Raw genomic sequence first — 25,992 nt, 5'->3', positions numbered from 1 at the left:
ACGCCGTTGCCGTGAGAGGACCAATCAGCTAAATGAACCGTGTACGCACCCGTAGCTCAGCTGGATAGAGCGTTGCCCTCCGAAGGCAAAGGTCACACGTTCGAATCGTGTCGGGTGCGCCAGCCAATTTCAGGGTTTTGTCTCGCCGCTCGATGTTGTCATCGATCGATCTGATCGTGATGCGGCGCGATGTGCCTTCGGTGCAACTCTCCAACTCGCCGCTGCTCGTGAGTTCGTCCAGCTTTTGCGCGAAACCTCGACCGCCTTCATCGTCTGTTTCTGCGAGGGGGTGTCACCGCGCGCATTTTTCGGATGCGCAATCGTACGACCCAGGCGTAACGTCGCGGCATCGGCAGCGACATTCGTCATCGTCCGGCTCATTGCTTTGCCGTCGATTCGAATGACTGGATTCTGAAGAGAGATGTGAGCAGTGGCGGAGAGAGTGGGATTCGAACCCACGGTACGGTTTCCCGCACACACGCTTTCCAAGCGTGCGCCTTAAGCCACTCGGCCATCTCTCCGGGAGGCCCTCTCTTGAAGGCCCGGGGCGGATTTTGCAAGGGAGCGCAGGCGCTCCCTTCGAAATTTCCACAATCAGTTGAAAATATTGGATAATTTCGGGCTGACCTCGGCCGCATGCGGCGGCTCTGCCGAGCGCTGCATGCATTTGGCCGCCAATTGGCCGGGCGAAGTGCAAATCAATGGAGACAGCCGGGCATTTCACCATTCCTCATTCCGGCGCGTGCCGCTTGGCGCGAGCCCGAAATGACGGATGTGACGGGCTGTGTGACTACCCGACGGGCCAAGGCCGCGACCCGACCACGAATGTTCGTCGCTGCGCGCTCCGGGGCTCGATGCCCGCTCAGCGATAGCGGGCGACGACGTCGGCCGTGCGGCGCGGCCACAGTTGCGGCGGCTCAGGCGGCGCCACGTTTCCCACGCCATTCGTGTCCTGCAGCGCCTCGATGAAGTCGGCGAACCATTGCTGGATGGTGTTGGCGTTGATCTTAGCCATCATCGCTTCCCAGCGCACCCGCCGTTCGGTCAGCGGCATCGCGAGCGCGGTCGCGATCGCACGCGCCATGCCGTCGATGTCATGCGGGTTGACCAGGAGCGCGGCGTCGAGCTCGTTGGCGGCGCCGGCGAATTTCGATAGCACCAGCACCCCGGGATCGGCCGGATTTTGCGCGGCGACATATTCCTTGGCGACCAGGTTCATGCCGTCCTTGAGCGGCGTCACCACGCCGACCTGCGCGGTGCGATAGAGGCCGGCAAGCACGCCCTGGCCGAAACCCTTGTTGAGATAGCGGATCGGCGTCCAGTCGACCTCGCCATGCGCGCCGTTGACGTCGCTGACGAGCTTGGCGATTTCGCTCTGCAAATTGCCATAGGCCTCGATCGCGCCGCGCGACGGCGTCGCGATCTGCAGCAGCGACACCGAGCGCCGCAGATTCGGATGTTGCGCCCACATCCGGTCGAACGCCTTGATGCGGTTGACCAGCCCCTTCGAATAGTCGAGCCGGTCGACGCCGATCGCAAGCTTCTCGCCATTGAGGCTGCGCCGCAACCGCGACACGTCGGGATGCGTCATCGCCCTGGTGGCCTGCTGCGCGAATTTTTGCGGATCGATCGAGATCGGAAACACCGCGGCGCGGGTGCGGCCGTACGACGAGACGATCGCGCCGTCTTCGACCGCAAGCCCGAGATCGCAGCTCACATAGCTCAGGAAGTTCTCGCGATCCTCGTCGGTCTGGAAGCCGATCAGGTCATAGGCCAGCATCGCCTCGATCAGCTCGCGATGATTGGGCACGCCCGAGATCACCGCGCGCGCCGGCCACGGCGTGTGCAGGAAGAAGCCGATCGGCTGCGTGACATCGAGTTCGCGCAGCTCGGCGCCGAGCGCGAGGAAATGATAGTCCTGGATCCAGAACATCGAATCCGGCTTGCGGAACCGGAGCAGGGCCCGCGCCATGAACGCGTTCACCTCGCGATAGCTCGCATAGTCGCCGTGAGAGGCGCGAATCAGATCGGCGCGCGAATGCAGCGCCGGCCACAGCGCCGAATTGGCGAAGCCTTCATAGTAGCCGCCATAATGCGCGGCCGGCAGGTCGAGCATCGCCAGCGCGCCGGCGCCGAGCGCTTCGACTTCCGCAAACGGTTCCTTCTGCTGGCCATCGCGGACACGTCCGCTGGAACCAACCCATATTGCCCCTGTCTTTTCGACGACAGGCAGCAACGCTGCTGCCAGGCCCCCCGTCATGGGTTCATTGGGTTTTCCGCGCGAAACGCGGTTGGAAACGACGACGAGGTTCACCAGGTCCCCTCCTGTGGGTCAACTCGCGTATTAACAACCATTCATCAAGATGGTTCCGACGCAAGGAATCTCCCAAATGAAGCCAGATTCTGACGAATCGCGAAGGAACCTGAAGGAACCCGCGAAAAGAAAAGTTAAAGTTGCGGGCGACGCGGATGCGACGATGCAAAAGCATCGCGCTCCGATCTGTTGCGAGCAAAATTGACTCGATCAGGACAGGCTCACGTCCCTGTCGACGTCGAGCAGTCGCGCGAGGAATTCGCGCACGTTGCCGGGCGCTGCGAATTCACCGGCGACCCCGGCAGCGCGGCGGCCAACGGAAAATGCGAGACCGTCATAGTCGGGCATGATCGCAAACACGGTCTCGTCGGTGACGTCATCGCCGATGAAGAACGGACGGCGGCCCTTGAACGGCGCGTGTCGCATCAATTCGCGCACGCCGCTCGCCTTGGTGAAGCCGGAATGCTTGATCTCGCAGACGCTCTTGCCCGGCAGCACCTCGATCGGCGCATTCGGCAGCTCGGCGCGGATCAGCGACACCGCTTCATAGATCGCCTTCTCCGCCTGCGGCGCCAGCCGATAGTGCAGCGCCAGCGAGTAGCCCTTGTCCTCGAGCAGGATGCCGGGGCTGAGCTTGGCGATCGCCGCCAGGCGGCGCTTCAATTCCTTGTCGAGCGGCGGCGAATGCGTGGCGACCGCCTCGCTGTCCGGCTGCAGCCGCATCTCGGCACCGTGACCGCCGATGGCGGGAAACACATCTGGCGCGAAGATCAGATCGATATCGTTGAGCGAGCGGCCGCTGACCATCGCCAGCGCCCCGCCGGTGCGCGCATGCAATTGCTTCAGGGTCACCGCGAGCTCCGGCGGCACCCAGACCTCGCGCGGCGTCGGCGCGAAGTCGAGCAACGTGCCGTCGATGTCGAGCAGCACCGCGGTCTGCTCCAGCGGCGGGATCAGCGATGCCGACGCATCGTTGCGCGGGGCATCGGGAACGGTGTCGTCATCCTTGGGATCCTTGGGCATTTGCATCTCGGCCACGTCATGTTTCGTCATAGTCTACTCCACAGATGCCAGCGGTTTGGCGACCGATTCGAGCGATTTTCGTTCCGCCGCGATGGCGTAGCGCCACCCGACCGCAGCCGCGACCACCATGAGGACCGCCCCCAGCAGATAGCCGGCGAACACGCTGTTGCGCGACCCGGTGTCGATCAGCACGCCGAACAGCGCCGGGCCGATCACGCCGCCGATTCCGGTGCCGATCGCGTAAAAGACGGCGATCGCAAGCGCGCGCACCTCGAGCGGAAAGGTCTCGCTGACGGTGAGGTAGGCGGCGCTCGCCGCCGGCGAGGCAAAGAAGAAGATCACCATCCAGGCGATGGTCTGCCCTTGCGCGCTGAGCGCGCCGATCGAGAACAGATAGCCGGACACCGCCAGCAGCACACCCGAGACACCATAGGTAGCCGCGATCATGGTGCGGCGTCCCAGCGTATCGAAGAAATGGCCGAGCAGCAGCGGCCCGAGGAAGTTGCCCGCGGCGAACGGCAGGATGTACCAGCCGACCTTATCAGAGGGGATACCGAAGAAATCGGTCAACACCAGCGCGAATGTGAAGAAGATCGCATTGTAGAAGAACGCCTGCGCGGCCATCAGCGTCAGCCCGACCAGCGCGCGCTCCCGATAGGTCGAGAACAGCGTCACCGCGACCTCGCGCAACGGCGTGTGATCGCGCATCCGAAGCTTGATCTTGTCGAAGCCTTCGCCGGATTGCTCGTGGCCGAGCACACTCCGCTCGATATCGCCGACGATCCTGTGCGCCTCGTCGGGATAGCCGTGGATCATCAGCCAGCGCGGGCTTTCCGGAATCCACATCCGCATCAACAGCACGACGAGGCCGAGCACTGCGCCGGTGAAATAGGCGATGCGCCAGCCATGGTCCGGCGCCAGCACCGCGGGATCGAGCAGCACGATGGCGCTCGATGCACCGATCGCGGCACCGATCCAGAAGCTGCCGTTGATGACGAGATCGGTCCAGCCGCGGTAGCGCGCCGGCACCAGCTCCTGTATGGTCGAGTTGATCGCGGTGTATTCGCCGCCGATGCCGGCGCCGGTGAGAAAACGAAACAGCACGTAGCTTGCGACATTCCACGACAGCGCAGTCGCGGCGGTCGCCGAGAGGTACAGCGCGAGCGTGATGAAGAACAGCTTCTTGCGCCCGATCCGGTCGGTGAGCCAGCCGAAGCCGAGCGCGCCGAGCACGGCGCCGGCAAGATAGGCACTGCTGGCGAACCCGACATCGGCATTGGAGAAGCTCATCGTCGGGCTGTCCTTCAGCGCGCCCGACAAGGCGCCGGCGAGCGTCACTTCGAGCCCGTCGAGGATCCAGGTGATGCCGAGCGCCAGCACGACGCGGGTGTGAAAGCCGCTCCAGTGCAGGCTGTCGAGCCGAACCGGGATCGAGGTCTCGATGATACGGTCGTTGTCCTGCGCGACCGGCACAGACATTTCGTTCGTCGTCGCAGGATTCGAATGTGTTCGCTGCAAAGCCATTGCGCCGGACCAATGAGAAAAACCTTGGAACGACGTGCTCCAAGGTTCTCGCTCCCAAAATTGCGGCAAACCGATTGCCCGCCACGGCGAGTTAACGTCGGCGCGGCGCCTGGGTTCCGCCAGACCGAACCAGACCGAATAGGAACAGAGCCCGCGGCACGCTGTTTTCGGCACAGAAGTCATGGAGGCGATGATGGCGGCACGAAAAAAGGCCACGCGCAAGACGGCACGAAAATCCGCAGCACGACCGACCGGCACGGCGCGCCGCAAGCGCACGACACGCAAGGCGCCATCGAGGCGCTGGTCGCAGCGCGTCACAAAGGAGAGTGACGCGCTCGATCTCAAGGGCGGCGTGTTCAAGCTGACCAGCGCGAAGAAGATCGCGGCATCGCTGAAACAATCGGCCGAGCACAGCACGCGCCGCAAGAGCGGCGCCTACCGTTCCGCGCTGTCGATGCTGACCTTCTACATCAACCGCGCGGGAACGACGTTGCCGAAAGCGCAGCGCGCGCGGCTGGAACGCGCCAAGGTCGAATTGAAGCACCAGTTCGGCCGGGATTAGTTCGCTCAAGCCATTTCACAGCGTCGTCCCGGCGAAGGCCGGGACCTACACGCCGCGGCCGTTGCAAAAAGCACGCGGCCGGTTGTGTCTACAACAGCAAACAGCGGTGGTTATGGGTCCCGGCCTGCGCCGGGACGACAATAATGGATGGGCCAGCGCGCGCCTTACGCCGCGCGGATGTTCGCCATGAAGCGGTCGAGCTCCTCGCGCAGCCGCGTGCTCTCGACCGAGAGCGTGCGTGCCGAATGCAGCACCTCCTCGGAGGCTGCGCCCGTCTCGGTCGCGCCGCGGTTGACCAGGGTGACGTTGGTCGCGGCTTCCTGGGTGCCGATCGCGACATTCTGCACGCTGCGGGCGATCTCCTGCGTCGCGGCGCTCTGCTGCTCGACCGAGCCTGCGATGTTGGTGGCAATGCCCGAGATCTGGCCGATGGTGCCGCCGATTTCCTTGATCGCGGCGACTGATTCCTGTGTCGCCGACTGCATGCCCGCGATGTGGTTGGAGATCTCGTCGGTGGCCTTGGCGGTCTGGCTCGCCAGCGACTTCACCTCGGAGGCGACCACCGCGAAGCCGCGGCCGGCATCGCCGGCCCGCGCCGCCTCGATGGTGGCGTTCAGCGCCAACAGGTTGGTCTGCTCGGCGATCGCGGTGATCAGCTTGACCACGTCGCCGATCTCCTGCGCGGCGCGCGACAGCTTGCCGATCCGCGCATCGGTCTGCTCGGCCTGACGCACCGCGGCGTCGGCGATCTGGCTGGATTCCTTGGCGCGGCGGCCGATCTCGTCGACGGAAGCGGAGAGCTCCTCGGTCGCGGACGCCACCGACTGCATGTTGCTGGAGGCCTCCTCCGAGGCGCCGGCGACCTGGCTGGATAGATTCTGCGTGGTCTCCGCAGTCCGGGTCAGCGTGCCGGCCGCCGACTCGAGCTGCACGGCGGAGGCCGACACGTTGGAGACGATCGAGCCGACGGCGGATTCGAACTCGTCGGCGAAACGAATAAGCTCGGCACGCCGGGCGGCGGCGCTGGCTTTATTTTGCGATTCCTGGCTCGCAGCGTCGCGCTCGGCCTTGGCGACCGCCTGGAGCTTGAACTCCTCCACCGCGCCGGCCATCTCGCCGAGCTCATCGCTGCGGCCGAGGCCGGGCAGCACGACCTCGAAATTGCCCGCCGCGAGCTCGCGCATCGCGGCACACATCGCCGCGATCGGCTTCGAGATGCCCTTGCCGAGCAGGAACGCCCAGACAATTCCGAGCACGAGGCCGCCGATGGCCAGCATCAAGATCAAGCGCTCGGTTTCGCCGATCGTGGCGTGCGATTCGGTATCGAGCCGCTTCTGGTCGGCGAGCAGGTCGGAGGTCATCGCAGCCGAGACGTCGCCGATGCCGGACGCGGACGCCGTCATCTGGCCGGTCAGCGCATCGATCGCCTTGGAGTTCTCGATCAGCTTGGCGAGCGCCTCGCGGTACTCGTCCAGCAGCCCGGTGATTTCCTTCACGCCCTGGATGATCCGCTGGTCCTTCGAGGTGATCGCCTTGACCAGATTATCGGCGAATTTCAGCCGGGCGAGCGCGCTGGCGGCGACCGACTTGTCGCCGTTGACGATGAAGGTGTTGGCCGCCCCGGTGATCGACGCGATCTGGTCGGACACCTTCTTGGCGCCGAACTGAATCGCCTGCAGCTCGGAATCATCGGCGTTGCTCGGCAGGTCGTCGAGCTTGTAGCGCATCGAGGTCGCGCTGCGGGTGAGCTTGTTCTGCGCGGTCAGCGCGCTCTCGTCCTTGAGCCTAACGATCTCGGCGAAAATCTTGGTGAAGGCCTGGAACTCACGCTCGAGGTTGGCGAGCTGCTCGAGCCGGGCCGGGCTGGTGGTGCCCTTCTTGGCGGCCTGGATGGCGTCCTTCAGATTGGTCTCGGCCTCGAGCGCGGCCTTGGCATCGTCTTCCTTGCCGGTCAGCACGAAATAGCGCGTCAGCGATTGATAGGAAATCAGCTCGCGGTCGATGTTGCGGGCGAGATCCGCCTCTGCGACGCTCTGGCGGTAGGAGCCGACCCCGGCGGAGACCCGCTCGAAGCCCATATAGGCGAAGCCCATGGTGGCCGCCGACAGCGCCAGCGTCACGGCAAAGCCGAGCATGATCTTGGCGCGGAACCGAAGGGTTGGGAATTTGATCGAACGCGATCGCTTCAGCCCCGTCATGCCGCCCCTCGTCTTCATTCTGAAAACCACACGGGGTCCGGCAGCAGCCCGCCCCAGTCCCCGGCGCGCAAAGCTAAGGGACAATGGATAAGGCTGGGTAAATGTACGGCCGATTCGGCCGATACTACCTTGGTCGGCCCAGGACGAAGGGTCCGGCGATTGACGCGCCCGGTGGGCCCGATAGGTTAGAACCAATCAAACTCGGCCCTGCGCGGGCCAAGCGACTACATCGGAGGAGTCCCATGTCATCGCGTCGAACGGCGCCACGGGTGCTTGCGACGAACGGACCTGCCGGCGGCAGCGCCCGCCCGCGGACACGTCCCATTGCCACAAGTGAGATTCCGGCGAACCCGACAGCGCGCCAACGCCGTACAATCTGTACGAGGCGGCGACGCGCGCGGGTTCGCTTGCGCCGATAACGACGAGGTTGGTCAGGGAGGAGGCCTTGGAGGCACACGGCAGCGCTGCCGACAGCATCGTCGTGGCGCAGGCGAAGACCACCGGACCGCGGCAAGCCGCGGACGAGATCGCGCGCCAATTGGCGACGACCGAGCTTGCGATGGTCACCGTGTTCGTGTCGCCGTTCTACGATCCCGAGATCTTCATCGCGGAGCTGTCGCAGCGACTGCCGGACACGCCGATCTTCGGCTGCACGACCGCCGGCGAGCTGACGCCGGGCGGCTGGGACGAGGATAGCGTGGTCGCGATGGGCTTCAACGCGGCGGACTTCATGATCGCGGCCCGCCCGCTGTTCGAGCTGTCGACATTCCGGGTCGATCGGGGGCGATCAGTCTGCACCGAGCTGCAGCAGGAGTTCGCGCAGCACACCGAGGATTGCGACCTTGGCCACGAGTCGTTCGGCCTGATGTTCATCGACGGGATGTGCCAGCGCGAAGAGACCCTGATGTCGGCGATTTACGCATCGCTCGGCGATATTCCGATCGTCGGCGGCTCGGCCGGCGACGGCCTGCGCTTCGAGAAGTCGTGGGTCTTTCACCGCGGCAAGGCCTACACCGATGCCGCCGTCCTGATCCTGGTCCGGACCCGGCTGCCGTTCCGCCTGTTCAAATGCGATCATTTCGAGCCGACCTCGACCAAGATGGTGGTCACCGAGGCCGATATCGAGCGACGCATCGTCAAGGAGATCAATGCCGAGCCGGCGGCGCTGGAATATTCGCGCGCGGTGGGCCTGAGCGACAGCAAGCTCGAACTGTTCTCCTTTGCCGCCCATCCCTTGCTGGTCCGCGTCGGCGGTTCCTATTACGCACGCTCGATCCAGCGCACCAACCCGGACGGCTCGCTGCAATTCTTCTGTGCGATCGACGAGGGGATGGTGCTGACGGTGGCGCGCGAGCGCGATCCGGTCGAGGCGACCAGCGACCTGCTCGAGGAGATCAGCGAAGAGCTCGGCGATATCTCGGTGTTCATCGGCTTCGAATGCGTGCTGCGCCGGCTCGACGTCGAGCAGCACCAATTGTCGCGGGAAATGTCGGAGCTCTATCGCCGCAACAAGGTGGTTGGTTTTCAGACCTATGGCGAGCAATATCGCTCCATGCATGTCAACCAGACGCTGACCGGGGTCGCCATCGGCAAGCGGACCGCCACACCACGATGACCGACAGCAGCAAAAGCCGCATTGCGGCGCTCGAGCGCGAGGCCGAGAAGCTGCGCAAGATCAACGCGGCGCTGATGTCGCGCGTCGAGCGCTCGACCGACCAGCAGCTCAACGCGTTTTCGCTGTTCGAGACCGCGATCGCGCTCGACCAGCAGGTGCGCGACCGCACCCAGCAGCTCAAGCAGGTGCTGCAGTCGCTGGAGAAGACCAACGGCCGCCTGCTGCAGGCCAAGCAGCAGGCCGAGGCGGCGAGTTCGCTGAAATCGTCGGTGCTGGTGTCGGTCACCCACGACCTGCTGCAGCCCTTGAACGCGGCGCGGTTGACGCTGTCGGCGTTGACGGAGATGATCGACGAGGCCAAGGGCATCGCGCTGACCGACCAGATCGAACGCTCGCTGGCGACGCTCGAGGATATGCTGCGCACCCTGCTCGACATCTCCAAGCTCGATGCCGGCGTGCTCAAGCCGGAATTCGGTCCGGTCGCGATCGCGGCGCTGTTCGAGCCGCTGCGCGAAGAATTCAGCCCGACCGCCGCCAAGCGCAATCTCGCGCTGCAGATCGTCCCGTCCTCCGCCGTGGTGCGGTCCGATCCACTGATGCTGCGGCGGGTGCTGCAGAATCTGCTCGCCAATGCGCTGCGCTACACCCAGCGCGGCAGCGTCGTAATGGGATGCCGCCGCCGCGGCGACGACATCTGGATCGAGGTGCACGATACCGGACCCGGCATCCCCGAAGCCCAGCGCGAGGCGATCTTTGTCGAATTCCAGCGCGGCGAGGCTGGCGCCGCCGACAAGGCGGGCATCGGCCTCGGCCTTTCGATCGTGCGCAGGTTCGGCAGCGTGCTCGGCCACGACATCCGCCTGACTTCGCGACCGGGCAAGGGCTCGGTGTTCTCGGTCACCGTCCCGCGCAGTGCCGATCCCGTCGCTACGGCGGTTCGCGAGCAGGTCAGCGTCGACTACCGCTATGGCGGCATGGAGGGTGCCAAGATCCTGCTGATCGAGAACGATCTCTCGAGCGCGGAGGGCCTCGCCAGCCTGCTGGAGAAATGGGGCTGCGACGTCGCGGTGACGATCTCCAAGACCGAGGCGCTGGAGCGCATCCGGGCATTGGACGGCATTCCGGACGCCATCATCGCCGATCTCCATCTCGACAACGGTGAAACCGGCATCGACGCGGTCGACGTGATCCGCAGCGAGATCAAGAGCGCGGTTCCGGCGATCATCGTCACCGCCGATTACTCCGCGACCGCCGCCTCGAGCGTCTCCGCGTTCGGACATGAGTTGCTGAAGAAGCCGATCAAGCCCGCCGAGATGCGCTCACTGCTGTCGTTCCTGCTGGCCTCGGAGCCACAGGCGGTTCGGTTATGAATCCTCGCCTTCCGATGCCGACGCGGCCGTCACCGGAGCATGGTCGTGCTTGCCGAAGTCCAGCTTCGACAGGGCGATGATCGCCTCGGTCCGGCTGCGGACGCCGAGCTTGCGCAGGATCTCCGAGACATGCACCTTCACGGTGGTGACGGAGATGTCGAGCTCGTAGGCGATATGCTTGTTCTGCAGGCCGTGGCAGATCATGTCGAGCACGCGCAGCTGCTGCGCCGTCATCTGGCCGAGGTGCTGCAGCAGGCCGCTCGTGTCGGCCTGGCCTCGCCTGGCGGCGGCTGCATCGCGGAAGCGCTTCGGCAGGCTGACGTCGCCGTCGAGTATGCCGCGCAACAGCCGCGCCAGCTCGGCCTTCGGCGTCGACTTCGGGATGTAGCCGAAAATGCCGAGCGCAATCGCGCTGCCGACAATCCGGGAATCGTCATGCGCGGAGACGATAACGAGCGCGCTGCGCGGCGCGGCGGCACGGACGCGATAGGCGCCGAGCAGCCCCGACGTGCCGGGCATCGAGAGGTCGAGCAGGATCAGATCGAAATCCTCGCGCGCGGCGACGATGTCGAGCGCGCCGTCGATCGACGTCGCCTGCAGCACCTCGGCATCGGGAAATTCGGCGCCGATCACGCCGATCAGCGCGGCGCGGAACAGCGGATGATCCTCGACGATGAGCAGCCGAGGCGCATCCGCCTTGCTGACCGGCGGCGGCTCCGCCGGGGGCGCGGTTGTGGTCATGGTCAAAGCTGCGCGGTCCTCCCAGGCCGCTCTTGGGCGGCCATTTTGGCCACGACGTTACCTCAAAGATGCCATGCGGCCTATAGGCGAGCGCACCGCGCGCCTTGCGGTGCGGCTGATCAGGACGCCTGTTCCGGCTTGTTCGCCGCGCAGGTTTCGGGAGCGGGCAGCGGAATCTTGCCGAGCTCGATGATCGCCTTGTTGCGGCTGAACAGCTTCAGCTTGCGCAGGATCTCCGTAACATGCGCCTTCACCGTGGACTCCGCGAGCTTGAGCTCGGCGGCGATCTCGCGGTTCTGCAGGCCGCGGGTGATCAGATGCAGCACGCGGATCTGCTGCGGGGTCAGCTTCTGGATCCGCTCGCGCAGCGTCCGCGCGGTCTCGGATTGCTCGAGCGCGCCGACCGCGACGAAGTCCCGCGGCGCCGAAACCGATCCGCTCAGCACCCGCGCGATCGCTTCCGAGAGCTCGCCCAGCGAGGTCGATTTCGGCAAATAGCCGACCGCGCCCATCTCCAGCGCCTCGCGGATCGTGTGCTTGTCCTCCTCGCTCGACACGATGGCGATCGGCAGCCGCGGATAGCGGTCGCGGATCTTCTGGAAGCCGGAGAAGCCGACCACGTCGGGCAGCAGTAGATCGAGCAGCGCGAGGTCGATGTTCGGCTCGGCGGCGAGGATGCCGAGCGCGCCTTTGATCGAGGTGGCCTCGTAGATCCGGGCATCCGGATGCGAGATCCGGATGGCATTGCCAAGCGCTTCGCCAAACAATGGGTGATCGTCGATGATCAGGAACCCCATCATGAGGACCCTCGCATGGATGTTACAATCGCCCTGCCCCTCAGTTCGACGTGCCGGAGTCCTGCACCGTCTGCAGATAGGCATAGACGTTTTTCAGCTCGTCGTCGCTAAAAACATCCTTCCACGCCGGCATGCCCTTGGCCGGCCGGCCATCATGGACCGTTTTCCAGAAGGTCGCTTCCATCTCGTCGGCATAGCGCTTCCTCAGCAGCCTGAGATCGATCTTGCGTTCGGCCTGAACCGCGTCCGGGCCATGGCAGTGCGCGCAGGTGCCGTTGAAGGTTTCCCGGCCTGCCTTGGGGTCTCCGCTGACTGCCGCGGTCTGCACCGGCTTGTCGGCCGGGGCGGCCTGTCCGACCGTGACCGGCTCGTTGGCGCCGACCGACGACGTCGCCCGATCGACCTCGCCGAACTTCACCGGTGTGGCGTTCGGCACGCCATATTTGACGAACAGCGCGTCGATATCGGCCTGCAGCGACGGCAGCACCGTGTCGACCTCATCGCGCAGCGCGCCCGATCCCTTGGCGAAGCCGATCGCGGTCTGCCAGAGCAGGCCGTCGCCTTCGGTCGAGACGAGCCGATATTTGTCGCCATAGACGGTCTTGTTGAGCCAGCCCGCCACCGGCGCCCAGATGAAGGCGACGTCGACCTTGCCCTGCTCCAGCGCCACCATGCCCTCATCGGGACTGAGCACCGTCACCTTCTGGATCTCGTCACGCGACGCCAGCAGGTTTTGCGGCGTCGACTGGTATTGCACCGCGACCCGCAATCCCTTGAGATCGTCGACACCACCGAGCTTGCGATCCTTTGCCGCGACCAGCGCGTAGCCTTCGTGGGCAATCGGCTTCGAGAAGATCACCGCCGGGCCCATGAAGTCGTCGACCAGCGGCAGGCCGACCATGGCGTCGCATTGCCGCGAGAGCAGCGTCTCGCGCACCGTGCGCTTGCCGAAGTACGATTTGTACCAGGTGTAGCTCACCGCGCGGCCGAGCCGTTGGGCCACCGCCTGGCCGATCTCGAGATAGAGGCCCGGGTTGCCGGGCTCGTCGCTCGAGAACGGCAAATTGGTCGGATCGGCGCAAAGCCGCAGCGGCTTGGTCGCTTCGGCGCCGGCCGACAGGGCCGGCGCCAGCAGCAGTGTGGAGAGCAGGACGGACCGGATCGCGTCCCAACCGGGCGTTGCGCGAACGACTGCGCAGTTCGTTTCGGGCCATGCACATCAGGAACACGATTGCCTCCGTTCGATCGTTATTGCAGGGCGAACACGAACAGCGAGCCGCCCTCGGGCGCCGCGGCGACCATCTTCTTGCCGATGTCGCCGAGGAAGGCCGGGAGTGCCGCGGTGCGTCCGACCACGATCGCGACATACTGCTTGCCGTCGACCGAATAGGTGACCGGGCCCGCACCGATGCCGCTGCCGAGGTTCTTGCTCCACAGCACCTTGCCGTTCTTGGCGTCGATGGCGCGGAAGTCGCCGTGCAGATTGCCGGAGAACACCAGATTGCCCCCGGTGGTCAGCGTGCCGCCGTTGAAGGGAAGGTCTTCCTTGATGCCCCAGACCTTCTTGTTGGCGATCGGATCCCAGGCCACGAGTTCGCCGAGGAAGCCGCCCGGACCTTCCTTGGTCGGGAATTCGGCACCGAGATAGAACACGCCGCGCTTGTAGTTGACGTCGCCGACCGACCAGTCCATGCAGACGTTGTTGGTCGGGATGTAGACGAGGCCGGTCCCCGGGTTGAACGACATCGGCTGCCAGTTCTTGCCGCCGATCAGGTTCGGACAGATGTCCTTAGCGGGATGGCCGGGACCGGGGCGCTTGTCCGGATCCTCTTCGGCCCGCATCGTGTTGATGTCCCACTTCTTGGCCCAATTCGCGAAGACATATTTCTCGGCCGAGATCACCTTGCCGGTCTCGCGGTTGGCGACGAAGAAGAAGCCGTTGCGATCGGCCTTCATCAACACCGGGGTCTCGGCGCCCTTGATCTTGAGATCGGCCAGCAGCAACTCGTTGACGCCATCGAAATCCCAGGCGTCGGCCGGCGTACCCTGGATGTGCCACTTGATCTTGCCGTCGTTGGGATCGATCGCGAGCGTCGAGGCGGTGTAGAGATTGGTCAGCTTGCCGAAATTGCCGTCGCCGGTGGAGCGCACCGCGGTGTTCCACGGCCCCGGATTGCTGGTGCCCCAATAGACCGTGTCGGTCTTCGCATCATAGGAGCCGACCAGCCAGGCGGCGCCGCCGCCATGCAGGCCGGTATCGCCCTTCCAGGTATCGCTGCCGGGGTCGCCAGGCGCCGGCACGGTGTAGGTCTGCCAGAGCAGCTTGCCGTCCTTCAGGCTGAACGCCTGCAACGAGCCGCGGACGCCGTACTCGCCGCCGCCGAAGCCGGTGATGACCTTGTCGCGGACGATCAGCGGCGGCGAGGTGATCACCGAGCCCTGCTTGTAGTCGACCACGGTCGAGGTCCACAGCTCCTTGCCGGTTTCGGCATCGAGCGCGGTCAGCTTGCCGTCGAGCCGGCCGACGAAGATCTTGCCGTCGGCATAGGACACGCCGCGGCTGTTGACGTCGCAGCAGGCATACTGAAGCACGTCATCCGGAATGTCCGGCTGCCAGGTCCATTTGCGCGCGCCGGTGGCGGCGTCGATCGCGTAGACGTATTTCGGTCCCCAGGAGGTCGAGACGTAGAGCGTCTTGCCGATCACGACCGGCGAAGACTCGTTGGAGCGCAACGAGGCCAGCGACATCGAGTAGACCAGCTGCAGCTTGCCGGCATTCTCGGAATTGATCTGCTTCAAGGGACTGAAACGCGTATTGCCGTAATCATGCCCGGCGATCGCCCATTCGTTGGGGTCCGAGACCGCCTTCACGACCGAATCGTTGGCTCTCGACGCGCCAACACTCGCCATCACCATCGCGACCAGCGACACGCCGGCAAAGAAAATCCCGCTCCTCGGCTTCATCTGCTTCCTCCAGACAATATGGTTTCGTTGCCGCGATGCATGCATCGCGGGCGCGAATTCTTACCCAATTCATGAATGCGCGATCTTCGTCGCTGCTTCGGCAAGGAAGATGACAGCAACGCTTTTGGGTCGTTATAGGCGGAAGGTAGTAGCAGCGACGGAGACCGATTCCGGGCAACGCGGACGCTGCCAATGCGCGGCAAAGGCGGCCGGACGAGGCCGGTCTCGTCGCCTCAAATCGTCGGGTTGCGACCTTGCAAATTGCCGACGCAACAACGGCCTGCTAGGATCGCGGCACAGGCCCGGCCGCCTTCATGACGAGGTCGCCACTACGACTTTGATCGCGGTTACGTCCCAAATGAAGCATGGTCTACTGGGCCGATAACGAAGCAATTCGGGAGAGACGCGTGTCTACAGTCAAACTGACGGTCAACGGCAGGGCGGTCTCGGTCGACGTCGAGGACCGAACCCTCCTCGTGCACCTGTTGCGCGAAAATCTGAACCTCACCGGCACCCATGTCGGCTGCGATACCAGCCAATGCGGCGCCTGCGTCGTCCATGTCGATGGGCGGGCGGTGAAATCCTGCACCATGCTGGCGGGCCAGGCCGCGGGAAGCAGCGTCACCACCATCGAAGGCCTCGCCAAGGGCGACGAGCTGCACCCGATGCAGGCGGCGTTCCGCGACAATCACGGCCTGCAATGCGGTTATTGCACCCCCGGCATGATCATGTCCGCGGTCGATATCGTGCACCGCCATGGTGGCAATCTCGACGAGGAAACCGTCCGCCACGAGCTCGAGGGCAACATCTGCCGCTGCACCGGCTACCACAACATCGTCAAGGCCGTGCTCGATGCCGCCGGCCGCATGAAGGTTGCGCAGGCCGCCGAATAGCCGCCTACGGACACGAAACGATCAAGCTCATCACCGCCGGCTCGATGGAAACGGCGGCAAATCGAAATCTCCGGTCGGGAGGATCTGACAATGGGTGTTGAAGGAATTGGCGCACGCGTCGTGCGCAAGGAAGACCGCCGGTTCATTACCGGCCAGGGAAAATATGTCGACGACATCAAGATGGTCGGCATGAGCTATGCTCACTTCATTCGCAGCCCCCACGCACATGCCAAGGTCAAAGGCATCGATTCCACCGAGGCGATGAAGATGCCCGGTGTGATCGCGGTGCTGACCGGGCAACAGATCGTCGACGACAAGGTCGGCAATCTCATTTGCGGCTGGGCCATCACCTCGAAGGACGGTTCGCCGATGAAAATGGGCGCGTGGCCGGCGATGGCGCCGGAGACCGTGCGCTTCGTCGGACAGGCAGTCGCGGTCGTGATCGCCGAGACCAAGAACCAGGCCAAGGACGCGGCCGAGGCGGTCATCGTCAGCTACGAAGAGCTTCCCGCCGCGGCGGACGTCAAGGCCGCGATCGCATCGGGGGCGCCGCAGCTGCACCCCGAAGCTCCCGGCAACATCGTCTATGACTGGCATCTCGGCGACGAAGCGGCGGTCAACGACGCCTTCGGCAAGGCCGCCAACGTCGTGACGCTCGACCTCACCAATAACCGCCTGGTGCCGAACGCGATGGAGCCGCGCGCGGCGATCGCACATTACGACCAGGCCGAGGAGCACTACACGCTCTACACGACCTCGCAGAACCCGCACGTCGCCCGCCTGGTGCTGTCGGCGTTCTACAACATCGCACCTGAGCACAAGCTGCGGGTGATCGCGCCCGACGTCGGCGGCGGCTTCGGCTCCAAGATCTTCATCTATCCGGAAGAGATGGTGGCGCTGTGGGCCTCCAGGAAGGTCAACCGCCCGGTGAAGTGGACCGGCGACCGCTCAGAAGCCTTCCTCACCGACGCGCACGGCCGCGACCATGTCTCCAAGGCCGAGATGGCGTTCGACAAGGACAACAAGATCCTTGGCCTCAGGGTCAAGACCCATGCCAATTTCGGCGCCTACATGTCGCTGTTCTCCTCGTCGGTGCCGACCTATCTCTACGCCACGCTGCTGTCCGGACAATATGTGATCCCGGCGATCTATGCCGAGGTGATCGGCGTCTACACCAACACCACGCCGGTCGACGCCTATCGCGGCGCCGGCCGCCCCGAGGCGAGTTTCCTGATCGAACGCATGATGGAGACCGCGGCGCGGCAGTTGAAGGTCGATCCGGCCGAGCTGCGCAAGGCAAACTTCATCACCCAGTTCCCGTATCAGACGCCCGTGATCATGGCGTATGACATCGGCGACTTCCACGCCTCGATCGACGCTGCGATGAAGGCGATCGACTATGCCGGCTTCGCGGCCCGCAAGGCCAAGGCCAAGGGTGAAGGCAAGCTGCGCGGCATCGGCGTCTCCTGCTACATCGAGGCCTGCGGTATCGCGCCGTCGAAGGCGGTCGGCAGCCTCGGTGCCGGCGTCGGCCTGTGGGAATCCGCGGAAATCCGCGTCAACCCGGTCGGCACCATCGAGGTGCTGACGGGATCGCACAGCCACGGTCAGGGCCACGAGACCACGTTCTGCCAGATCGTCGCCGAGCGGCTCGGCGTGCCGATCAGCCAGGTCTCGATCGTGCATGGCGACACCGACAAGGTGCAGTTCGGCATGGGCACCTACGGCTCGCGCTCGATCGCGGTCGGCGGAGCGGCGATCGTGAAAGCGATGGAGAAGGTCGAAGCCAAGGCCAAGAAGATCGCGGCGCACGCGCTCGAAGCGTCCGAAGGTGACATCGTGATCGAGAACGGCGAGTTCAAGGTCACCGGCACCGACAAGTCGATCGCGCTGCCGATGGTCGCCCTCGCCGCCTACACCGCGCACAATCTGCCCGACGGCATGGAGCCGGGCCTGAAGGAGACGGCATTCTACGACCCGACCAACTTCACCTTCCCGGCCGGCGCCTATATCTGCGAGCTCGAGGTCGACCCCGGCACCGGCAAGACCTCGTTCGTCAACTTCGTGGCGGCGGACGATTTCGGGCGCCTGATCAACCCGATGATCGTCGAAGGTCAGGTCCATGGCGGCCTTGCCCAGGGCATCGGCCAGGCGCTGCTCGAAGGCGCGGTCTATGACGATACCGGTCAGCTGGTGACCGCATCGTTCATGGATTACACCATGCCGCGCGCCGACGATCTGCCGTCGTTCCAGCTCTCCCACACCACGACGCTCTGTCCGGGCAATCCGCTCGGCGTCAAGGGTTGCGGTGAAGCCGGCGCCATCGGCGCCTCCGCGGCCGTGATCAACGCGATCACGGACGCCATCGGCAACAACAAGCTGGAAATGCCGGCGACGCCCGATCGCGTCTGGCATGCCATTCACGGTTGAGGGAGGATACGATGTACGAGACCACTTATCACCGCGCATCCTCGGTCGACGATGCCGTGTCGCTGTTCGGCAAAGGCAGCGAGGCGAAATTCCTGGCCGGTGGACAGACGTTGCTGCCCGTGATGAAGCAGCGCCTTGCCGCGCCATCCGACGTGATCGACGTCGCCAAGATCAAGGACATGATCGGCATCGACGTGTCAGGCGATACCGTCACCATCAAGGCCGCGACCACGCATTACGACGTCGCGCAAAGCGAGGCCGTGCAGAAGGCGATCCCGGCGCTCGCCCATCTGGCCTCGATGATCGGCGATCCCGCCGTGCGCCATCGCGGCACGATCGGCGGCTCGCTCGCCAACAACGACCCGGCGGCGGATTATCCGGCGGCGGTGCTGGCGCTCGGCGCGACGGTGAAGACCAACAAGCGGTCGATCGCAGCGCACGACTTCTTCAAGGGCCTGTTCTCGACGGCGCTCGAAGACGGCGAGATCATCACCGCCGTGTCGTTCCCGGTTCCGGCAAAGGCGGGCTACGCCAAGATGCGTCACCCGGCCTCGCGCTTTGCGCTGACCGGCGTGTTCGTCGCCAGGACTAGGTCCGGCGATGTGCAGGTGGCGGCGACCGGCGCGTCGCAAAGCGGCGTGATGCGGGTCGGCGTGATCGAGCAGGCACTCAAGGCGAACTGGTCGGCCTCGGCACTCGACAGCGTGACGATCCCGGCAAGCGGCCTGCTCGCCGATATCCACGGCTCGGCGGACTATCGCGCCAACCTCGTCAAGGTGATGGGCCAGCGCGCGGTCACCGCGGCGGGCTGATAGCGCCTCAACACAACATGGAACGGCGCGCAGCGAGGCGCGCCGTTCGCGTTTTTACCGGGCACTTGGGGCAAAAGCTGCTTGCCACACCGCGCATTCGGCGAGACAATTTAGCTAATCAGCTAATTAAGAATTCCGTCTCACGGACGGTTCGGAAACGCCCCCTCAGCAAACCAACGGAATAACAACGTGCTCGACAAACCCGCCTCCCACGCCGCCGTCCGCGCGTCCGGTCCGCTCGCAGGCTTCCGCATCGTCGAATTCGCCGGCATCGGTCCCGGCCCGTTCGCCTGCATGCTGCTCGCCGACATGGGCGCCGAGGTGATCACGCTCGACCGGGTCGGCGCGGGCAAGAACTTGAAGGCGGTGGCGACACGGGGCCGCAAGGTGATCGAGCTCGACCTGAAGAACAAGGACGCAATCGCGGAGGTGCTCGACCTGCTCGGCCACGCCGATGCGCTGATCGAAGGTTTTCGTCCCGGCGTGATGGAACGGCTCGGGCTCGGCCCGGACATCGTGCTCGCGCGCAACCCCAAACTGGTCTATGGCCGGATGACCGGCTGGGGCCAGGAAGGCCCGCTGGCCAACGCCGCCGGCCATGACATCAATTACATCTCGATCACCGGCGCGCTGGCCGCGATCGGGACCAAGGAGAAGCCGGTGCCGCCGCTCAATCTGGTCGGCGATTTCGGCGGCGGCGCGCTCTATCTCGTGGTCGGCGTGCTCGCCGCGCTGCTGGAAGCGCAGAAGTCCGGCAAGGGCCAGGTGGTCGACACCGCGATGTGCGACGGCGCGGCCTCGCTGATGGCGATGTTCTACGACATGCGCGCGCAGGGCCGCTGGAGCGGCGCGCGCGACGAGAATTTCCTCGACGGCGGCGCGCATTTCTACGGCGTCTATGAATGCTCCTGCGGGCACTTCATCTCGATCGGCTCGATCGAGCCGCAGTTCTACGCGCTGCTGCGCAAGCATGCCGACCTCACCGACGCCGACTTCGACGCGCAGATGGATCGCAAGGCATGGCCGGCGCTGAAGGAGAAGCTCACCAAGGTCTTCAAAAGCAAATCGCGCGCGGATTGGTGCGAGATCATGGAAGGCACCGACATCTGCTTCGCGCCGATCCTGACCATGGCGGAGGCGCCTGATCATCCGCACATGGCCGCGCGAAACGTGTTCGTCGAGCGCCACGGCGTGACCCAGCCCGCGCCCGCGCCGCGCTTCTCGCGCACACCGTCCGCGATCCGCGAGCCTGAGCTCGCGCGCATCGGCGACGTGACGAGCGCCTGGAAGACCCGCGACTAGAGCTTTTTCCGTTCCGATGGAATCGGAACGGAGCTCTAGATTCTGGTTTTGACGTGTTTTCTTCACGCGAACCGGAATCCACTTCGCTCGAAAACGCTCTTAGAGCACGATCCGGAAACGTGTGAAGCGGTTTGAAGCGTGACGACGGTTCAACCTGATCTCAGCGCGCTTTAGTATCCACAACCAATACGTGATTTGCATGCAGCCTGTCGGAACAGGCACCGTGACGAATGCAATCAATCTCAAGCTCTCGCGAGAAAGCCCGTTGCATTACGGCGCACCTCTTGCTTGTTGTCGGTGAGATGACAAGGGGGACGCCACATGAACCGTATGCCAGTGAATCGTATGCCAGACCGTCCGCCACCGTCGCAGACCATGCGCGTCGGCGCGGCGATCCTGGGCAATGCGCTGGAGTTCTATGACTTCACGGTTTATGCGGCGTTCGCCACCTGGCTCGCCAAGGCGTTCTTTCCGACGGAAAATCCGAGCACCGGCCTATTGCTCTCGGTGGCGACATTCGGCGTCGGCTTCGTGGCGCGGCCGCTCGGCGGCATCCTGATCGGCGCCTATGCCGACCGCTTCGGCCGGCGCCCTGCGATGACGCTGACGATCTGGCTGATGGCGGTTGGCAGCGGCATGATCGGGCTGTTGCCGACCTATGGGCAGATCGGTGTGCTCGCGCCGATCCTGCTGGTGTTCGCGCGATTGCTGCAGGGCTTCTCGGCCGGCGGCGAGATGGGGCCGGCCACCACCTATCTACTGGAAAGCGCGCCCGCGCATCGCAAAGGCTTCTTCGGCAGCTGGCAGCTCGCCAGCCAGAACATGGGAAGCGCGATCTCGGGCCTGATCGGTCTGCTGCTGGCGTTGCTGATCACGCCCGGCGCCACCGACAGCTGGGGCTGGCGGGTGCCGTTCCTGCTCGGCATCCTGATCGCACCGGTGGGCTATTATATCAGGCGCAATCTCGACGAGACGATGGACGCCGAGCACGCCCATGACAGCATGGGGCGCGTGCTGTCCGATTTGCTGGCGAACCATTGGCAGAAGATCCTGCTCTGCATCCTCTTGATATCGGGCGGCACCATCAGCCAGTATTTCTTCCTGTACACGGCGACCTACGCCATCAACACGCTGCATTACAGCCAGGGCTGGTCGATGGCCGCGAACTTCGCCATCGCGATCAGCGGAACGATCTTCTCGCTGGTCGGCGGCTTCCTTGCGGATAAATACGGGCTGAAGGCGGCGGCCATTCTCCCGCGGCTGGTCTTCACGCTGCTGCTTTACCCCGCGCTGCACCTGGTGATTTCATCCGGCTCGCCGCAGGTTCTCGTGATCACGACCGTCTTCCTGATGGCGTTCCACGCGATGTCGTCCGGGGCCGGCATCGTCCTCATTCCGGTGATCTTTCCCTCCGTGGTGCGCACCGCCGGGCTCTCGATCGCCTACGCGCTGGGCGTGACCATCTTCGGCGGCACCGCGCAGATCATCTTCACCTGGATCATCGCAAGCACCGGCGACAAGCTGTCATGGGTCTGGTACGTGATCATCATGAGCGTGATCAGCGTGGTCGCGACGTTGGCGATGCGCGTGCCGGAGCTGCGACGGAGCGAGCCGGAGGATGCGAGGCCAGCGGAAGCACTGGCCGGCGCCTCGCGCTAGCTGCTGCTGAGCGGCACGGGAATCGTAGAACGTAGGGTGGGCAAAGGCGCTCTTGCGCCGTGCCCACCCTCCACTCCGTGCTCGTGATGGTGGGCACGCTTGCGCTTTGCCCACCCCACGCTGTCTGCGCAGCGTTACGCCGCGTCGTCGACTTTCAGTACGCCGCGGCGGATTTGGTCTTCCTCGATCGATTCGAACAGCGCCTTGAAATTGCCTTCGCCGAATCCGTCGTCGCCCTTGCGCTGGATGAACTCGAAGAAGATCGGTCCGATCGCGTTCGCCGAGAATATCTGCAGCAGCACCTTGGTCTGGTCGCCGTCGACCACACCCTCGCCATCGATCAGGATGCCGTTGCTTTGGAGCCTTGTCAGGTCCTCGCCATGCTTGGGCAGGCGCGCATCGATCCGCTCGAAATAGGTCTCCGGCGGCGACGGCATGAACGGCAAGCCGTCCGCGCGTAGCGTCTCGACCGTCGAATAGATATCGCGCGCACCGCAGGCGATATGCTGGATGCCCTCGCCGCGATAGATGTTGAGATATTCCTCGATCTGCCCGGAATCGCCGGCGTCCTCGTTGATCGGAATCCTGATCTTGCCGTCCGGACTGGTCAGCGCGCGCGAGAACAGGCCCGACGCGCGGCCCTCGATGTCGAAGAAGCGGATCTGGCGGAAGTTGAACAGCTTCGAATAGAAGCCGGTCCAGACATCCATGCGGCCGCGATGGACGTTGTGGGTGAGGTGGTCGACGTAATAAAGGCCGGAGCCCGCAGGTCGCGGGTTCGGCACGCCCTGCCATTCGAACTCGGTGTCGTAGGCCGAGCCCTTGGCGCCGTAACGGTCGACGAAATACAGCAGGCTGCCGCCGATGCCCCTGATCGCGGGGACATCGAGGGTCTTCTGTGCAGACGAGACATCGGCCGGCTCCGCGCCGAGCGAGATCGCACGCGCATAGGCCTGCTTCGCATCGACCACGCGGAACGCCATCGACGGTGCGCATGGGCCGTGAGCGGCGACGAAGTCGAAGCCGTGGGTGCCAGTCTGCTCGTTGACGAGATAATTGATGTCGCCCTGGCGATAGACCGTGATCGCCTTGGTCTTGTGGCGGGCGACCGGGACAAAACCCATCAACTTGAACAAAGCGTGCAGCTCTTCGGGATTGGGGTGGGCATATTCGACGAACTCGAAGCCATCGGTGCCCATCGGGTTGTCGGCGCTGATCGTGGCCAGCGGAGCGTCGTGCGGAAATGGACCCATGGCGATAACTCCCTGATTTGGCTGGAGATCAGTTTCCGTCACTTGCTGCGCAATGTGCGTGCAAAATAACCCTCTTTTTGCTAGAATCATGCACGATTTGTGCACAAATTGGACGATCAGAGCATGACTGACGTTGACGCCTTCGACCTCAAAATGCTCGCCGCGTTGCAGGATGACGGCCGGCTCACCAACCAGCAGCTCGCCGACCTGGTCGGCCTCTCCGCCTCGCAATGCTCGCGGCGCCGGATGCGGCTGGAGGAGGAGAAGGTGATATCCGGCTACCACGCCGACCTCGCCGGCGAGGCGCTCGGCTTCGGCCTGATCGCCTTCATCCACATCACCTTGGCGACCCATTCACCCGACAATGCCAAACGGTTCCGCGAGCTGGTGAACCGCGTCGACGACATCCAGGACGCTTACGCGCTGACCGGCGACGCCGACTATTTGCTCAAGGTGATGCTGCGCGACCTCAAGAGCCTGTCGGACATCATCAACAACGTGCTGATGCCGCACCAGAGCGTGGCCCACGTGCGCTCCTCGATCGTGCTCGACCGGCTCAAGGAAAGCACCAAGCTGCCGCTGAAGTCGCTGCAGGCCTGATGGCGCAAATCGAGGGAATTCCGCCATTCGCTTTGGCGGCGTGGCTTGCGATCATCGCTGCAACATCCGGCAAGGGAAGCGATCATGGCACTCCAGCTGCGACCGAACTGCGAATATTGCGACAAGGACCTGCCGCCGAGCGCGCTCGAGGCGCGCATCTGTTCCTATGAATGCACGTTCTGTGCGGACTGCGCCGAGCAGAAGCTCGGCAATGTCTGCCCGAATTGCGGCGGCGGCTTCGCGCCGCGCCCGATCCGGCCCGCGACGGAATGGCGGCCGGGCGTCTGCACGGCGAAGCAGCCGCCGTCGGACAAGCGGGTGCATCTGAAATACAGCACGGAGGATTGCGCGGCGCATTCGGCGCGGTTGCGGGATATCAGACCGGAGGAGCGGTAGGCCCCCGTCATTGCGAGCGGAGCGAAGCAATCCATCGCTCCGCGTACGCCGATGGATGGATTGCTTCGTCGCTCCGCTCCTCGCAATGACGGTGCGGAGATCACTCCGCCGCGATGATCGTCCCTTCCACCTCGCCAAAGCCGACCCGATAGCCATCGCCCTGGCACCAGCCGCGCATCACGAGGGTGTCGCCGTCTTCCAGGAAGGTGCGCTTGACGCCATCAGCAAGCTCGACCGGCTCGGTGCCGTTCCAGGAAATCTCCAACAGGCTGCCGCGCTGCTGCTTCTCCGGGCCGGAGATCGTGCCGGACCCCAAGAGATCGCCGACATTCATCGCGCAGCCGCTGGAGGCGTGATGCACGAGTTGCTGCACCGACGACCAGTACATGTATTTGAAATTGGTGCTGGTGATAGTCTTCGCTTCGTTCATCGCGCCGGCGCGTAGCGCAACATCGAGCTGCATATCGTAATTGTTCACCCCTGCCTGCTTCAGGTAGGCGAGCGGTTCCGGCTGCTGTGCCGGGCCCTGCAGCCGGAACGGCTCCAGCGCCTCGCGCGTCACCACCCACGGGCTGATCGAGGTCGCGAACGCCTTGGCCTGGAACGGCCCGAGCGGGACGTACTCCCATGCCTGAATGTCGCGCGCGCTCCAGTCGTTGAGGATGACGAAGCCGAAGATCATCTGCTCAGCCTGCTGCACGGTCAGCATCTCGCCCATCGGCGACGATTGCCCGACCACGACGCCCATCTCAAGCTCGAAATCGAGCCGCTTGCACGGACCGAACGAAGGCACCTCCGCCGTCGGCGGCTTGAGCTGGCCGCGGGGGCGCCGCACGTTGGTGCCGCTCACAACCACCGTCGACGCGCGGCCGTTATAGCCGATCGGCATGTGCAGCCAGTTCGGCTGCAACGCATTGTCCTTGCCGCGGAACATGACGCCGACATTGGTGGCGTGCTCCTTCGACGAATAGAAATCGGTGTAGCCCGCGACCGTGAACGGCATGTGCAGCTTCACGTCGGCCATCGGCACCAGCGCCCGCGCCCGCAACTCCCTGTTGTCGCGCAGCTCCGCGTGATCGGAGCGCAGCAGCTCGCTGATCCGCGCCCGCGTCGCCGACCACACCTTCGGCCCCAGCGCCATGAAGGCATTGAGCGAGGGCTGCGAGAACACGCCGAGCGGCCCGACATCGAGCCGCGAGTCCTGCTCGAGCTCCCACAGGTCGAGCACGTAGTCGCCGATCGCGACGCCGACCCGCGGCGCCAGCCCGTCCTTCGACGAGAACACGCCGTAGGGCAGGTTCTGGATCGGGAAGTCTGAGGTCGGCGCGACGTCGATGAAGGAGCGGAGGGAGGGGTCGTTGGGGTGGGGCATAGGATTTCCCGGTGTGCAATCAGGTGCAACGGCTGATGTTCTTCACCCTCCCCTGGAGGGGGAGGGTCGACGCGAATGAAATGAGCGGCGGGGTGGGGTGAAAGTCTCTCCGCTGAAGCAGTGCCCGAGGGGAGAGATCACCCCACCCCGCTTCACATTCGCTTCGC

The 25,992-nt window shown here is 64.5% G+C and carries 20 protein-coding genes and 2 tRNA genes; 11 read left to right on the top strand and 11 right to left on the bottom strand.

The genetic code is table 11. The features are described from left to right. Positions 1-45 precede the first annotated feature (45 nt). A tRNA-Arg gene (locus tag IC762_RS02600) sits at positions 46-122 on the top strand. A gap of 309 nt (positions 123-431) precedes the next feature. Here the strand turns inward: IC762_RS02600 and IC762_RS02595 are convergent. The 4 genes from IC762_RS02595 to IC762_RS02580 all read right to left on the bottom strand — a co-directional run bounded on the left by IC762_RS02595 (position 432) and on the right by IC762_RS02580 (position 4,816). Next, a tRNA-Ser gene (locus IC762_RS02595) sits at positions 432-521 on the bottom strand. Positions 522-862: 341 nt separating this feature from the next. Next, positions 863-2,314, bottom strand: coding sequence for an alpha,alpha-trehalose-phosphate synthase (UDP-forming) (otsA, locus tag IC762_RS02590; protein ID WP_195787101.1), 1,452 nt, complete (start codon positions 2,312-2,314; stop codon positions 863-865). Between the two features lie 210 nt (positions 2,315-2,524). Further along, positions 2,525-3,367 (bottom strand): trehalose-phosphatase, encoded by an 843-nt coding sequence (otsB, locus tag IC762_RS02585; protein WP_195787100.1) that lies wholly within the window; start codon positions 3,365-3,367, stop codon positions 2,525-2,527. Between the two features lie 3 nt (positions 3,368-3,370). Then, positions 3,371-4,816: an MFS transporter gene (locus IC762_RS02580; protein ID WP_195787099.1), complete on the bottom strand. Its 1,446-nt coding sequence runs from the start codon at positions 4,814-4,816 to the stop codon at positions 3,371-3,373. Between the two features lie 238 nt (positions 4,817-5,054). Here IC762_RS02580 and IC762_RS02575 point away from each other — a divergent pair, with 238 nt between their 5' ends. Then, on the top strand, positions 5,055-5,423 hold the full coding sequence (locus IC762_RS02575; RefSeq protein WP_195787098.1) for a DUF3175 domain-containing protein: 369 nt from the start codon (positions 5,055-5,057) through the stop codon (positions 5,421-5,423). Positions 5,424-5,587: 164 nt separating this feature from the next. Here the strand turns inward: IC762_RS02575 and IC762_RS02570 are convergent, their stop codons facing one another. Next, on the bottom strand, positions 5,588-7,621 hold the full coding sequence (locus tag IC762_RS02570) for a methyl-accepting chemotaxis protein (protein WP_195787097.1): 2,034 nt from the start codon (positions 7,619-7,621) through the stop codon (positions 5,588-5,590). Between the two features lie 445 nt (positions 7,622-8,066). Between IC762_RS02570 and IC762_RS02565 the strand changes: the two genes are divergently transcribed. Together IC762_RS02565 and IC762_RS02560 are read left to right on the top strand one after the other, a co-directional pair. Then, complete coding sequence (locus IC762_RS02565; RefSeq protein WP_195787096.1) at positions 8,067-9,236, top strand: FIST N-terminal domain-containing protein; 1,170 nt, start codon at positions 8,067-8,069, stop codon at positions 9,234-9,236. Next, positions 9,233-10,606 carry an ATP-binding response regulator gene (locus tag IC762_RS02560; RefSeq protein ID WP_195787095.1) on the top strand — a complete coding sequence of 458 codons (1,374 nt, stop codon included), beginning with the start codon at positions 9,233-9,235 and terminating at the stop codon, positions 10,604-10,606. The genes IC762_RS02565 and IC762_RS02560 overlap by 4 nt, the downstream gene beginning before the upstream one ends. Here the strand turns inward: IC762_RS02560 and IC762_RS02555 are convergent. The 4 genes from IC762_RS02555 to IC762_RS02540 form a co-directional block, all read right to left on the bottom strand. Beyond that, positions 10,601-11,347, bottom strand: a complete 747-nt coding sequence (locus tag IC762_RS02555; protein WP_195787094.1) for a LuxR C-terminal-related transcriptional regulator — start codon at positions 11,345-11,347, stop codon at positions 10,601-10,603. The two genes, IC762_RS02560 and IC762_RS02555, sit on opposite strands and share 6 nt — an antisense overlap. Before the next feature lie 119 nt (positions 11,348-11,466). Further along, on the bottom strand, positions 11,467-12,147 hold the full coding sequence (locus IC762_RS02550) for a response regulator (protein ID WP_195787093.1): 681 nt from the start codon (positions 12,145-12,147) through the stop codon (positions 11,467-11,469). A 37-nt stretch (positions 12,148-12,184) separates the two neighbouring features. Beyond that, positions 12,185-13,207 (bottom strand): c-type cytochrome, encoded by a 1,023-nt coding sequence (locus IC762_RS02545; RefSeq protein ID WP_246801402.1) that lies wholly within the window; start codon positions 13,205-13,207, stop codon positions 12,185-12,187. A 185-nt stretch (positions 13,208-13,392) separates the two neighbouring features. Further along, the gene (locus IC762_RS02540; RefSeq protein WP_246801401.1) at positions 13,393-15,108 is read right to left on the bottom strand and encodes a PQQ-dependent dehydrogenase, methanol/ethanol family; all 1,716 of its coding nucleotides are present in this window, start codon (positions 15,106-15,108) and stop codon (positions 13,393-13,395) included. 407 nt (positions 15,109-15,515) lie between these two features. Between IC762_RS02540 and IC762_RS02535 the strand changes: the two genes are divergently transcribed. From IC762_RS02535 to IC762_RS02515, 5 genes are all read left to right on the top strand, one after another. Further along, complete coding sequence (locus IC762_RS02535; protein ID WP_195787092.1) at positions 15,516-16,001, top strand: (2Fe-2S)-binding protein; 486 nt, start codon at positions 15,516-15,518, stop codon at positions 15,999-16,001. A 90-nt stretch (positions 16,002-16,091) separates the two neighbouring features. Next, entirely contained in the window at positions 16,092-18,431 is a 2,340-nt protein-coding gene (locus IC762_RS02530) for a xanthine dehydrogenase family protein molybdopterin-binding subunit (protein ID WP_195787091.1), read from the top strand. Positions 18,432-18,442: 11 nt separating this feature from the next. Continuing rightward, entirely contained in the window at positions 18,443-19,243 is an 801-nt protein-coding gene (locus IC762_RS02525) for an FAD binding domain-containing protein (protein ID WP_195787090.1), read from the top strand. Positions 19,244-19,432: 189 nt separating this feature from the next. Further along, complete coding sequence (locus IC762_RS02520; RefSeq protein WP_195787089.1) at positions 19,433-20,545, top strand: CaiB/BaiF CoA transferase family protein; 1,113 nt, start codon at positions 19,433-19,435, stop codon at positions 20,543-20,545. 345 nt (positions 20,546-20,890) lie between these two features. Then, positions 20,891-22,204 carry an MFS transporter gene (locus tag IC762_RS02515; protein ID WP_195787088.1) on the top strand — a complete coding sequence of 438 codons (1,314 nt, stop codon included), beginning with the start codon at positions 20,891-20,893 and terminating at the stop codon, positions 22,202-22,204. Positions 22,205-22,338: 134 nt separating this feature from the next. Here the strand turns inward: IC762_RS02515 and hppD are convergent, their stop codons facing one another. Next, positions 22,339-23,457, bottom strand: a complete 1,119-nt coding sequence (gene hppD, locus IC762_RS02510) for a 4-hydroxyphenylpyruvate dioxygenase (protein ID WP_195787087.1) — start codon at positions 23,455-23,457, stop codon at positions 22,339-22,341. 123 nt (positions 23,458-23,580) lie between these two features. On the opposite strand from hppD, the gene IC762_RS02505 reads away from it, so the two are divergent. Then, positions 23,581-24,057 carry an Lrp/AsnC family transcriptional regulator gene (locus IC762_RS02505; protein ID WP_195787086.1) on the top strand — a complete coding sequence of 159 codons (477 nt, stop codon included), beginning with the start codon at positions 23,581-23,583 and terminating at the stop codon, positions 24,055-24,057. An 84-nt stretch (positions 24,058-24,141) separates the two neighbouring features. Continuing rightward, entirely contained in the window at positions 24,142-24,453 is a 312-nt protein-coding gene (locus tag IC762_RS02500) for a DUF1272 domain-containing protein (protein WP_195787085.1), read from the top strand. 100 nt (positions 24,454-24,553) lie between these two features. Here IC762_RS02500 and fahA read toward each other — a convergent pair whose 3' ends face one another. After that, positions 24,554-25,825: a fumarylacetoacetase gene (gene fahA / locus IC762_RS02495; RefSeq protein WP_195787084.1), complete on the bottom strand. Its 1,272-nt coding sequence runs from the start codon at positions 25,823-25,825 to the stop codon at positions 24,554-24,556. Between the last annotated feature and the right edge of the window lie 167 nt (positions 25,826-25,992).

It is taken from the genome of Bradyrhizobium genosp. L, assembly GCF_015624485.1.
Classification (GTDB): Bacteria; Pseudomonadota; Alphaproteobacteria; order Rhizobiales; family Xanthobacteraceae; genus Bradyrhizobium.
The sequence above is the reverse complement of the archived record's forward strand: the minus strand, read 5'-3'. Positions and strand labels throughout refer to the sequence as shown.